This is a genomic window from Ruminococcus sp. AF17-12, from assembly GCF_003479245.1.
Taxonomy (GTDB): Bacteria; Bacillota; Clostridia; order Lachnospirales; family Lachnospiraceae; genus Blautia_A; species Blautia_A fusiformis.
The window spans coordinates 189,344-201,470 of record NZ_QUGY01000003.1; the positions used below are offsets into that span (position 1 = coordinate 189,344).

Sequence of the window (12,127 nt, forward strand, 5' to 3'; positions counted from 1 at the left end):
CACGATATCAACTTTTTCTTCCATTTTTTAGTTCCTCTACAATCTCGTTATAACGTTTTTTATTTAACCGGTAGAAAAATAATACAACCGCAGTCACAATCCACAGTACACCCGGAATCGTCGTAAATGCATGTTTCATAATTGAAAGTACAATTGCATTTTGTGTCTGATTTGCAATATAACCATATTTTCCAAGTAATCCTGCTAAAAGTGCTGTTCCAACTGCCATTCCGATTTTATTTCCAAGTGAAATAAATGCATACTGAAAACCGTCATTTCTAAGTCCTGTTTTCCACTCCCCATATTCCACACAGTCTGGAATAATTGCATAGATTGCGGTATTAAATCCAGAGAAGAAAAACTGTGTGAGACCAGATAATGCATAAAAAATAGCTGGTGATTCTTTGGCATTGAAGAAAAACATAAACAACATGGAAATTCCTGTAAATAAAGCAAAGAGAGATGCTGTTCTTCCTTTGTTATTCAACTTGCGGAATAATGGTTGAAAACAGGCTGCCCCGATGATAGAAGGAATAATAATGCACATCGAATAAGTTGTGTAGTAGGAGGCATTCCCTTCCACATATGTAAAATAATACAGAATATCTGCGTTTCTACCATACAATGTAAATCCAAATAATATCTGTCCTGCCAATGCAAGAAGATATGGTCTGTTCTGCATAACTGCTTTCAACTGTATCTTTACAGAAATTTTTTCTTTTTCCGGAGTAATCACTGCCTCTTTCGTCTTCGCAAAGCAGAAGAAATGACAGGCTGTAAAAATACATCCATATATGACCGCCACCGTCAGATATCCTGTCTTTGCACTGTGACTGCCGAATTTGCTGAGCAGTGGAACTGTGATAATATTTAACACACCAATTGCAATCATCGCTGCAACCGAACGGGATGTATTTATTTTTGCACGTTCATCAATATCCTGTGTCATAGCACCACACAAGGTTCCATATGGAATATTCACACAGGTATACCCCAAAACCAGCAGACAATATGTAATTACCATATAAATGATCTTTCCATTCTGCGGCCAGTCGGGTCTTGCCCAGAATGTCATAACAAGAAGAATCGCTGTAATTGGTGCCGCTACTAACAGCCATGGACGGTACCGTCCCCATCTCGATTTTGTTTTATCCGTAAGTCCCCCGACGATTGGATCATTGATCGCATCCCAAAATCTTGAAAAAAGCATAAGTGCTGACACAGCCGCCATACTGATTCCGAACACGTCTGTATAAAATATCATCAGAAAATTACTGACGAACATCCAGCTGAAATTACATCCGACATCACCAAACCCATATGCAATCTTACTGATCAGCGGTACTTTTCCATTTTTGTTTTCGCTTCCCATATGTCCCTCCTATTTTTATCAGAGTTTCTGACAGAACTCTATTCTTTCCTCATTTGGTCCCTTGATCATAAAAAACTTCACACCATTTTCCCAAAATGGCAGTTCTTCGATTCCGTCTGTAATAATTGTGTATTTTTCATTGCAGATTTTCTGATACATACTTTCAATGTCTTCCACATCAAGTGCAACATGTTGGTACGCACCGTCTGACATTGCCGCCTGCCCATTTTCAAAAGTCTCTATACAGTAATTTTTTATCTGTAAAAATGCCACTTTTTCCCCTGCTTTTTCATTATAAGACTGCATAATTACTTCAAATCCAAGACTCTTATAAAACTCAACTGTTTTCTGCAAATCGTTTGTCGGAAGCCCGACATGGGCAACTCCGACAATTCCATATTTATTTTCCATACGAACTCCTTACTTTTCACTGACGTTGATAATTACTTTCATCGTTGTCTCGCGGTTATCATCAATATACTGGTATGCCTTCAGATAATCTTTAAAAGCAAATGTCTTTGAGATGAGCGGTTTCAAATGAACTTTACCCTCATTTACCAGTCTGATTCCATCTATGTAATCATCATGGCGGTACATCATCGTGCTCTTAATGTCAAGTTCGTGGTCATTTGCCACTGCAAGATCTACTTCTGCCATTCCTGCAAAAACAGCCACCAGTACGATCGTGCTTCCTTTTCTTGCATATTTAATTGCCTGTCCCATTGTGATATTGTTTCCGGCACAGTCGTAGATCACATCTGCCTTATCCGATCCAAATGCTTCGATCATTGCCTCACCGAAGTCTTTATTTTGGGTATTCACACACACATCAATTCCACATTCTTTTGCCTTTGCCAGTCTAAGATCACTGATATCTGTGATCATCACTTTCGCTGCCCCCATTCCTTTTGCTGCCTGTGCCACGAGATTTCCAATCGGTCCTGCTCCAAGGACTGCAATATTCATGCCAGCCACATCGCCCATCTGTTTTACACCATGGACTGCCACAGCAAGAGGTTCGATCATAGCTCCTTCTTCATAGGACATATCTTCTGGAATAGGTGTTACTTTAGATGCATCCACTGCAAAATACTCAGATGCTGTTCCTGTCGTCTGAAATCCCATTACTTTTAATTCCTCACAGAGATTATACTTTCCATGACGACATGGATAGCAATGTCCACAATATACCTGAGGCTCTATCGTCACCTTCTGTCCCACATGAAACTCTGTGACATTTTTTCCAAGTTCTGTAATCTCACCGGAAACCTCATGTCCCTGTGTTACCGGATATTTTGTAAACGGATGTTTTCCATGATAAACATGAATATCTGATCCACAAACACCAATATTCATAATCTTTACCAACACCTGATTTTCCTTTACCTCCGGAACCGGAACCTCTCTGAAAATAATTTCTCCTGGATTTGTCATTACCTGCTGTAACATAACTGTTTTCTCCTTTTTTATCATAATTGTTTCCTCCTTATTTATATTGTTTTATTTGGTCTTTTATAAATTGTTTTATTAAAGTAATTACATTATTATCCTGTAAACACGATTTGTCAATATGTTTTTCATAATTTTATATATTTCATAATTTCAAAATATATTTTTTGTGTATTTTTCACAATCAACACGAAAAAAACGGAAAGGAAACCGTAGTTACTGTTTTCTTTCCGTTTTTTACTATAATATCTTTTTCTAATTTTACACAACTTCTCGTTTTTCACACATATAAAGCGGACATCTGCATTCACTTTGCAACCTGTCAGTGGGAGCTTTTAACTCCAACAGAGTGAACATCCCCTTACCCAACGCTTGATGCCCTGCGCACCAGATGCGGTGGACTGCTTATCTGCGTTCAAAAAATTTACAATTCTGCCATATGTTTTGTAAAAAAGTATTTCGCGGCTCCAACAGCCGACGCTTCTTTCTTATACGAACAATTTTTTAAGTATGAAACATCATGCTCAAAGCCATTATATGCCATCACTTTTTCTCCCAGTGGTATCATATAATCTGACAATACACCTCCCACATCACCTCCTAGTATGATATCCATATCATATGCCATCCGCAGATTTGATATCAAAACAGCAAGATGATCCAGATACTCATTCCATGTCTGCAAAATTTTTTCATCACCACTTTCAATTTTTTCCATAAATGCATCCAGTGACTGCCTGTTATCTTGTGTCAGTACACTTGCAGCACAATATGCATCTGCACATCCTGCTTTACCACAATAACACTTTCTTCCACCGGGAACGAGTATCATGTGACCAAACTCACCTGCTTTCTGGTTCTGCCCTCGAAACAGCTTTCCATCTATGCAGAATGCGCCTCCTAAGGTGTGGTTCAAAGACAGATATATCGCATTTGGATACTTTTGCTTTTTTTCTGCAAGCATTGCAGCATTAGCATCGTTTTCAAAATATACTGGAATTTCCAAAGCCTGCTCTAAAAAGCGCAGACTATAATTCTCTATACCTAAAGCATGGGATTTTAAAACGATCCGTTCTTTCTGATCAATAATTCCCGGAATCGCCACTCCAATCCCAAGTAGCGTATCCTTCGCTAATTCGCCTTCAAGAAAAGTTTTGACCTTTTGTGCCACTTCTGTACAATAGGATAATTCTGCCGTAAATTTTAAACGGATGCGATCTTTTTTTATAATCTCATCTCCAAGATTTACTAATACCATTTCTATATGATTCGCTGTAATCAAAATTCCCATTGCATGACAGTATGACTTATTAATCCCTATACTTTTTGCCTTTCTTCCACCGGTCGAAGCATATTCCCCAGTTTCTTCCAACACCATTTTTTCTAACAAGTCATTCACATTTGCTAACACAGTCGGCATACTCAAATTTAAATCTTTTGCGATTCCCGCCTTGGATGTAACATGATTGTTCAGCACATAATTAATTATTCTTTTTCTTGTTATATTTTTTTTATCTTTATTTTCCGTTTTCTTACCCTCTTTTATTAAATATATTATAAAAGAATTATATGCTTTTTTATTCTTCTTGTAAAGCAATGTTTTATAATAAATCTCCGACAGAATTTATCTTATAAACAGCAAAAAGCTCCCGAAGGAGCTTTCCACGCTTTAGAACACCAATTCTTTTAACACAATCTCTTCTGCCATATTACGAATACCATTTACCAATCTGACCCATTCCATCTAATCACGAGCTTTCAACTCAGCACTGGTTGCATCCAACTCATCTAAGTCTAAGTCGCTCTCTATCGTGTCATCTGGTTTTTGCGCGAGCAACGAGGCAAGCCGAGATGCTTGCATCTCGATTTGCCGACTGCCGCGTTCATCGAGACAAAAGAACAACCGTCTCAACATGAACGCCCTGGCAGAACTGATCCACTGCACAGGCGTGGGTCATCTCATATCCTGCCTCATAAAATGCCGGGAGGTCTCTCACAAGACTTGTAACCTTGCAGGAAATGTATACGATCTGGTCTACGCCGTAAGCCAGGATCTTTGGAAGGGCTTTGGGGTGAACGCCATCTCTGGGCGGATCAAGGATGATCATATCCGGTTTCTCCGGCACATCATCCAGAACCTTCAGCACATCCCCGGCAATAAAACGGCAGTTATCAATGCCGTTAAGTGCAGCGTTTTCTCTGGCGGCTTTTACCGCGTCTTCCACGATCTCCACACCGATCACCTCGCTGGCAACGGACGCCGCGAGCTGTGCAATAGTTCCTGTTCCGCTGTAAAGATCAAACACTACCTTATCTCTGGTATCTCCTACATATTCCCGCACCTTGGAATACAGGATCTCTGCAGCCAGGGAATTTGGCTGGAAAAAGGAAAAGGTGCTGATCTTAAATTTCAGTCCAAGGAGTTCTTCATAGAAATAATCCTTTCCATAAAGGATCTTCGTCTCGTCGCTCTGTACCACGTCGGATAAAGAATCATTTAAAATGTGCATGATCCCCACGATCTTCCCTTCCAGCGGAAGTGCAAGAAGCTGTTCTTTCAGAGGCTCCAGATCATATTCTTCCTGGGTAGTGGTTACCACATGGACCAGGATTTCACCACTTGTGACGCCTCTTCGAAGAAGAAGATGTCGAAGATACCCCACATGCTGCAGCTTTTTATAGAAGCTGGCATTACGCTCCAGGAAAAATTCCCGCACGCAGACCAGGATCTTCGTCATATCCGGATGGACCAGTTTACAATCATCCGTATTCAGGATATCGTAAGTGCTTCCCTTCTTGTGAAGTCCAAGGGACAGCGGCCCATCCTTATACTCATCCCCAAAGGAAAACTCCATCTTATTGCGGTACCCGAACTCAATAGGACTGCCGTAGATTCCATCCCAGTGATATAAACGATCTGCAGCCTCAGTTTCTTCTGTCCCATCACCGTTCTTCCCGATCTTAGCCAGGCTCTCTCTTACTGCCCCATCCAGAAGTTCCCTCACCTGATGTTCCTTCATATCCTTCTGTGCCTCATAGCTCATGGTCTGGTACATGCAGCCGCCGCATGCCGGAAACTCCTGACAGGCAGGTTCTCTTGTCTCCAGCGGAGATTTCTCCAGGACCTCCAGAAGACGTCCTTCCGCCCGGCCGGAACGTTTCTTATTGATCATAAACCGGACTTTCTGTCCCGGGATTCCGTTTTTTACAATTACTTTCTGGTCATCAACCCAAACAAAACCTTTGTTTGGAAATTCCACTTTTTCTATAATACCTTCGTAAATTTCACCTTTTTTCATAAATCCTCTTTCTGTTTTATAACCAGCAGACAATAGTTCGAACATTCAGGATCCTCTTTACTGTCTGCTCATGAACGCCAGCGTTTCACGGTCCGTTTTCAAAAATCAAGCCCCGGTATCGCGCCGGGGCTTCAATTATCCGCTTCTCATATTCATACATAACAGACAGCCATTCTGATCTGTTCAAAACAACCTCTGCAGTGAAAGTTCTTACTCTTCCTCATCCTCGAAATAATCATCGAAGTCATCATCAAAATCTTCTTCAAAATCTTCCAGGTAATCCGGAGCGAAGAAACGATATACTGCAAATGCGATTCCTGCAACAGCTGCAACTGCGCCGATGATCGCCAGTACCCAAAGGACTGTGTTCTTATCTTTCTCTTCTTCTTTTTTCTTCAGTGTTGCAAGCAGTTCTTCAAGCTTTGTTGTATTTAAATTCATAACACTGCACCATCCTTTCTTTCTGTTCGGCTGTACTGTCTGACAGTAAACCGGCAGCACAGCAAAAATATTCTATCACTGTACCGACCTTTCCTAAGTGTTCTTATTATACCACCATATGTCTGATTTTACCATAACTTACGCAAATTTTAACAGGAACATTCCGGAACAATGTTATTTGCAGCTGCTTCGAAATATTTTCACAAAATATATGCAAAACGGCCATTTCATTTTCAGATCTTCTTCAGCTTGGCAAAACCGGCGAACATTTTTTTCACGCCGACTTTGTCAAAGTCTACCGTCACTTCGTAGTCTCTGCCGCCGTCTGCGATATTTTTTACGATACCGACTCCGAATTTCACATGGCGCACGGTATCACCGACTCCGTAATCCAGCTTCGATGCCTTGGTAACGGTGAAATCCTTCTTCTGAAGGCTTGTTTTTGCCTGGAAATTCATTTTCATCTGGGCATAGGCGCTTTTCGGAGATACGATATCATCTACCCTGGGCTTTTTCTCCTGAATGGTATGTCCAAGATCTACCAGCTCCCGTGGAACCTCCCTTACAAAACGTGACACACGGTTATACTGAGTCTCCCCACGGATCATCCGCTGTTTTGCACAGGTTAAGGTCAGCTCCTTCATGGCACGGGTGATCCCCACATAACAGAGCCTTCGCTCCTCCTCGATATCCGACGGATCACCGGACCAGATGGAAGCATATCCCGGAAAAACACCGTCCTCCATTCCCACGATAAATACATTTGGGAATTCCAGTCCCTTGGCACTGTGAAGGGTCATCAGCAGCACATAATCCTGATCCGGATCAACAGAATCGATATCTGCCACCAGTGCGATCTCCTCCAGAAATGCAGAAAGTGTTGCCGGCTGTCCGGCCTCCTCCATGGCTTCCTGGAAGGATTCTGTCTTGGAGATCAGCTCATCGATATTTTCGATCCTCGCCTGGGCCTCCTCCGTTTTCTCTGCCTCCAGTTCCTTCACATAACCGGTAAGCTCAATGACCTCTTCCAGGGTTTCACGGACTGTATAGGCCTCTGCCTTACTTTTCAGTCCCTGGATAAAGGATACAAAATCATTGATCTTTCCTGCTGCCCTGCCAATGGATGGTACCTCCTCCACCACGCGGAGCGCATCGTAAAAGCTCAGGTTCATCATATCCGCATAGTCCTGGACACGGCCGATGCTGGTGAGTCCGATCCCTCTTTTTGGCACATTTAAGATCCTGCGCACAGCCAGATCATCACTGGCATTGTCAATGGTCTTCAGATAGCTTAACAGATCCTTAATCTCTTTGCGGGCATAAAAGTTCACGCCGCCGACAATCTTATAAGGAACATTTGCCAGGAGAAATTTCTCCTCAAAGAGACGAGACTGGGCATTGGTCCGATAAAGTACTGCACAGTCCTTGTACTGGAATTTCCCGTTGCGGCGCCCCTGGATGATCTCTCCTGCAACATACTCCGCTTCCTCAAATCCGTTGTTGAACTGACGGAAATGTACTTTATCGCCCTCTTCGTTCTCTGTCCAGAGGCGTTTTTCCTTACGCTCTGTGTTGTTGACGATCACCTCATTGGCTGCATTGAGGATGTTCTGGGTAGAACGGTAATTCTGTTCCAGGCGCACCACCTTAGCCTCAGGAAAAACCTTCTCAAAGCCTAAGATATTCCCGATATTTGCTCCACGAAAACGATAGATGGACTGATCATCATCACCAACCACACAGAGATTCTTGTATTTCTCAGCAAGAAGACTTACAAATTTAAACTGGGCAGTATTGGTATCCTGATACTCATCCACCATAATATATTTGAAACGTTCCTGATAATAGTCCAGGATATCCGGATTATGCTGAAAAAGCTCCACAGTCTTCACGATCAGGTCATCAAAATCCAGTGCATTGTTTCCCCGGAGGATAGACTGATATTCCTTATACATACCGGCAATCTTCCGTGCGTCCGGGTCGCCGCCTGCATTCAGCTCCATCTCTTCCGGTGTGATCAGTTCATCCTTGGCATGGGAAATCTCAGCAAGAACGCCTCGTTCCTTGTAAATCTTGGTATTGATATCAAACTTCCGGAAGATTTCCTTCATGACTGTTTTTTGGTCGTCGGCATCATAAATGGTAAAATTACTGCCAAAGCCCAGCACCTCAATATGTCTGCGCAGGATCCTCACGCAGGCGGAATGGAAGGTGGAGACCCATACGCTCTCCGCACCCATTCCCGCCATTTTATTCACACGTTCCCGCATCTCACTGGCGGCCTTGTTGGTAAAGGTGATCGCCAGGATATTCCATGGGTTTACACCCTTTTCTTCCATTAAATAGGCGATCCTGTGGGTCAGCACTCTTGTTTTTCCGGAACCGGCTCCTGCGAGGATCAGAAGTGGTCCCTCTGTATGTACGGCAGCTTCCCGCTGCATAGGATTCAATGTGTCCAAAGCATCATGTATACTCATTTTGATCTCCATTTCTTTTTCCATATGAACAGTATCTTTATATACTATCATGACTTTACTTTCCGGTAAACCCACCTCTCTGAAAAAAAGTTTCTTTACAAGTAGTATTTAAAACTATATAATAAGGAGCAGAGGTGATAATGCGATGACAGAAAACGAAAAAGAAATGATGAACAGCATTTTTGCAAAAATTGCTGAGCTTGATTATATAAAACCCGATGAAATTCCCAATATTGCTCTTTACATGGATCAGGTCACAACCTTTATGGAAGATAATCTCGCTTCCACCAAGCGTCATGATGATGACAAGATCCTGACCAAGACCATGATCAACAATTACGCAAAGAACAAGCTCCTTCCCCCGCCGGAAAAGAAGCGCTATTCCCGGGAGCATCTGCTGATGCTGATCTTTATCTACTATTTTAAAAATATCCTCTCCATCAGTGATATCCAGACCCTTCTGGGACCGATCACCGAGAAATACTTCAAGTCCGTTACAGAAAAGGACATGACTTACATCTACCAGGAGGTTTTCAGTATGGAGCAGTCACAGATCCGTTACCTGGAAAAGGATCTTATGCGCCGTTTCAAAAGTGCCGGAGAAATTTTTGAGGACGCCGACCCGGAGGATAAGGAATTCCTTCACCAGTTTTCCTTTATCTGTCTTCTTAGCTTCGACGTATACATGAAAAAAATGATCATCGAAAACATGATCGACCACATGAATTCCTCAAAAGATACGGATTCCTCAAAAAAAGACAAATAATATCCGGAGCTCACATCCGGTCATAAACGTGCGTCGCCGGGCGCACCGAAAAAAAAGAGACAGACGCACGATCGCCTGTCTCTTTTTCGTTACAGTATTATCCGTTATCATCACGGTATGGACGTAAGCCTTATTCTGCTTCGCCGCCCTGCTCCCCGTTATCCTTCTTCATACGTGCAAATACCATCTCATAACCATCATTTCCATAGTTCAGGGAACGGTTCACACGGCTGATCGTAGCTGTGGAAGCTCCTGTTTTCTCGGAAATATCAAGGTATGTACGCTTATCAGTAAGCATCTTGGCTACCTCGAAGCGCTGAGATAAAGAAAGCAGCTCATTGATGGTGCACACATCCTCAAAAAATGTATAACACTCTTCCTTGTCCTTCAGGCACAGGATCGCTTCAAAAAGATGATCCACAGCCTCCGTCCTGATTTTTTTGCTCATTGTTACGCTCCTTTAAAATACATAAATTTCGTCTAATACAATACTGATATTTTAACACTCTAATTCGTGATAAGCAAGCCTTTTAGGGAAATTTAATAAACTATTTCACTATTTTGTCTTTCTATGGCGGACACATGATTTTCCTGCTTCCACAGTCTCGGAAAACATTTGGGATTTGCTTTTTCTGCTGTGATTGGGTATACTTAAAATAATATCCAAAAGAAAAGGAGACTTATCAAATGAATCGTTTTTTCAACATGGACAACAAATTCTTCGTGTTCATGGGACGCGTAGCAGATCTGCTTCTTCTGAATTTTCTGTGCATCCTCTGCTGTATTCCGGTTGTCACCGCAGGCGCCTCCATAACAGCTCTCTACTATGTCACACTGAAGATGGCAAGAGACGAAGAATCTTATATTGCCCGCAGCTTTTTCCGCTCATTCAAACAGAATTTCAAACAGGCGACCATCATCAATATCATCATGCTCCTCACCGCTGCTGTTCTGTTTATCGATCTTCGGATCGCCAGAGCCGGAAGCGGAGCTATGTACAAAGGACTTTTCAGTCTGTTCATTGCATTTGCACTGATCTATGCGATGATCCTTCTGTACATTTATCCGATCCTTTCCAAATTTTTTAATTCCGTCAAGAATACCTTTGTAAATGCATTCCTGATGTCCGTCCGCCATCTTCCGCTGACACTTTTGATGCTTGTGATCTCTGCGTCTCCGCTCCTACTGATGTGGCTTTTTGCTTATGTGAGCTACGCACAATTTACATCCATCCTGATCATGCTTTTTATTCTGATGGGATTTTCCACGCTGGCCTACTGGAAATCAAAGATCTTTGTAAAGATCTTCGATAACTATATACCGAAAGATGAAAACGAAGAAAACGGCGAAGAGAAAAACGAACCGAAAGAGGCATAATGAAGCGCTGGAACGACAAGCCTTATCACTCTCTGGATTATATGCTCCGGGAACGGTACGGCGAAAAGGTCTACCGGGTTGCATTAAACGGCGGCATGTCCTGTCCCAACCGTGACGGCACCCTGGGCAAAAAAGGCTGCATCTTCTGCAGCCAGGGCGGAAGCGGAGATTTTGCAGCAAACGCTGCTCTTTCCATTACAGAGCAGATCAACACACAGATCAAAAGTCTCTCTTCCAAACGCCCGATTCATAAATATATCGCCTATTTTCAGGCATATACAAACACATACGCTCCTGTGGAACACCTGCATAAGATCTTCACAGAAGCCATCTCCCATCCGGATATCGTGGCACTGTCCATTGGTACCAGACCGGACTGTCTGGGAGATGATGTACTGGAGCTTCTTGATTCCCTGAACCAGATCAAACCGGTGTGGGTGGAGCTGGGACTCCAGACTATCCATGAAGATACCGCCAGATATATACGGCGCGGCTATCCACTGTCCTGTTTTGATACCGCAGTAAAAAATCTCCGCGCAGGCGGCATCGAAGTGATCGTCCACACCATCCTGGGGCTTCCCGGCGAAAGCCGGAAGGATATCCTGGAAACAATGGCTTATCTGAACGCCATGGATATCCAGGGGATCAAGCTGCAGCTTCTTCATGTACTGCGTGGTACAGATCTTGCCGCTGATCATGAAGCCGGTCTTTTCCGCACTTATGAACGGGACGAGTATCTGAACCTTGTCATTGACTGTCTGGAACATCTCAGACCGGATATCGTGATCCACCGGGTCACCGGCGACGGACCGAAGGATCTGCTGATCGCACCTTTATGGGCCAGCCGCAAACGAGAAGTTTTAAACCTTCTTCATCACCGGATGAAAGAAAGAGCAAGTTTTCAGGGAAAAGCTCTCGAAGCCCTTTCCCGCAGCCAGTAAAAAGG

The 12,127-nt window shown here is 42.9% G+C and carries 11 protein-coding genes; 3 read left to right on the plus strand and 8 right to left on the minus strand.

All coding sequences use genetic code 11. The annotated features are described in order from the left end of the window. Positions 1–7 precede the first annotated feature (7 nt). The 7 genes from DWW77_RS04535 to pcrA all read right to left on the minus strand — a co-directional run bounded on the left by DWW77_RS04535 (position 8) and on the right by pcrA (position 9,038). Positions 8–1,372, minus strand: a complete 1,365-nt coding sequence (locus tag DWW77_RS04535; RefSeq protein WP_015526067.1) for an MFS transporter — start codon at positions 1,370–1,372, stop codon at positions 8–10. Positions 1,373–1,390: 18 nt separating this feature from the next. Continuing rightward, a complete protein-coding gene (locus tag DWW77_RS04540; RefSeq protein ID WP_008369413.1) occupies positions 1,391–1,783 on the minus strand; it encodes a VOC family protein in 393 nt (130 codons plus the stop codon). Positions 1,784–1,792: 9 nt separating this feature from the next. Further along, positions 1,793–2,821: a zinc-dependent alcohol dehydrogenase gene (locus tag DWW77_RS04545; protein WP_118608176.1), complete on the minus strand. Its 1,029-nt coding sequence runs from the start codon at positions 2,819–2,821 to the stop codon at positions 1,793–1,795. Between the two features lie 424 nt (positions 2,822–3,245). Next, entirely contained in the window at positions 3,246–4,418 is a 1,173-nt protein-coding gene (locus DWW77_RS04550; protein WP_021652511.1) for an ROK family protein, read from the minus strand. 286 nt (positions 4,419–4,704) lie between these two features. Next, entirely contained in the window at positions 4,705–6,120 is a 1,416-nt protein-coding gene (rlmD, locus tag DWW77_RS04560) for a 23S rRNA (uracil(1939)-C(5))-methyltransferase RlmD (protein WP_118608177.1), read from the minus strand. A 210-nt stretch (positions 6,121–6,330) separates the two neighbouring features. Then, complete coding sequence (locus tag DWW77_RS04565) at positions 6,331–6,561, minus strand: hypothetical protein (RefSeq protein ID WP_015526073.1); 231 nt, start codon at positions 6,559–6,561, stop codon at positions 6,331–6,333. Positions 6,562–6,794: 233 nt separating this feature from the next. Beyond that, positions 6,795–9,038, minus strand: coding sequence for a DNA helicase PcrA (gene pcrA, locus DWW77_RS04570; RefSeq protein ID WP_118608178.1), 2,244 nt, complete (start codon positions 9,036–9,038; stop codon positions 6,795–6,797). 145 nt (positions 9,039–9,183) lie between these two features. Between pcrA and DWW77_RS04575 the strand changes: the two genes are divergently transcribed. Continuing rightward, entirely contained in the window at positions 9,184–9,804 is a 621-nt protein-coding gene (locus DWW77_RS04575) for a DUF1836 domain-containing protein (protein ID WP_021651658.1), read from the plus strand. A gap of 130 nt (positions 9,805–9,934) precedes the next feature. On the opposite strand, the gene DWW77_RS04580 is transcribed toward DWW77_RS04575, so the two are convergent. Next, on the minus strand, positions 9,935–10,252 hold the full coding sequence (locus DWW77_RS04580; RefSeq protein ID WP_015526079.1) for a YerC/YecD family TrpR-related protein: 318 nt from the start codon (positions 10,250–10,252) through the stop codon (positions 9,935–9,937). 239 nt (positions 10,253–10,491) lie between these two features. Between DWW77_RS04580 and DWW77_RS04585 the strand changes: the two genes are divergently transcribed. Together DWW77_RS04585 and mnmL are read left to right on the plus strand one after the other, a co-directional pair. Next, complete coding sequence (locus DWW77_RS04585) at positions 10,492–11,181, plus strand: YesL family protein (protein ID WP_021651657.1); 690 nt, start codon at positions 10,492–10,494, stop codon at positions 11,179–11,181. Then, positions 11,181–12,122 (plus strand): tRNA modification radical SAM protein MnmL/YtqA, encoded by a 942-nt coding sequence (gene mnmL, locus DWW77_RS04590; protein ID WP_118608127.1) that lies wholly within the window; start codon positions 11,181–11,183, stop codon positions 12,120–12,122. Before DWW77_RS04585 ends, mnmL begins: the two co-directional genes overlap by 1 nt. Positions 12,123–12,127 lie beyond the last annotated feature (5 nt).

Bases quoted from the DNA above. Each gene is read 5' to 3' on its own strand.
- DWW77_RS04535 (WP_015526067.1), bottom strand. From the start codon at position 1,372: ATGGGAAGCGAAAACAAAAATGGAAAAGTACCGCTGATCAGTAAGATT.
- DWW77_RS04540 (WP_008369413.1), bottom strand. From the start codon at position 1,783: ATGGAAAATAAATATGGAATTGTCGGAGTTGCCCATGTCGGGCTTCCG.
- DWW77_RS04545 (WP_118608176.1), bottom strand. From the start codon at position 2,821: ATGTTACAGCAGGTAATGACAAATCCAGGAGAAATTATTTTCAGAGAG.
- rlmD (WP_118608177.1), bottom strand. From the start codon at position 6,120: ATGAAAAAAGGTGAAATTTACGAAGGTATTATAGAAAAAGTGGAATTT.
- DWW77_RS04565 (WP_015526073.1), bottom strand. From the start codon at position 6,561: ATGAATTTAAATACAACAAAGCTTGAAGAACTGCTTGCAACACTGAAG.
- pcrA (WP_118608178.1), bottom strand. From the start codon at position 9,038: ATGAGTATACATGATGCTTTGGACACATTGAATCCTATGCAGCGGGAA.
- DWW77_RS04575 (WP_021651658.1), top strand. From the start codon at position 9,184: ATGACAGAAAACGAAAAAGAAATGATGAACAGCATTTTTGCAAAAATT.
- DWW77_RS04580 (WP_015526079.1), bottom strand. From the start codon at position 10,252: ATGAGCAAAAAAATCAGGACGGAGGCTGTGGATCATCTTTTTGAAGCG.
- DWW77_RS04585 (WP_021651657.1), top strand. From the start codon at position 10,492: ATGAATCGTTTTTTCAACATGGACAACAAATTCTTCGTGTTCATGGGA.
- mnmL (WP_118608127.1), top strand. From the start codon at position 11,181: ATGAAGCGCTGGAACGACAAGCCTTATCACTCTCTGGATTATATGCTC.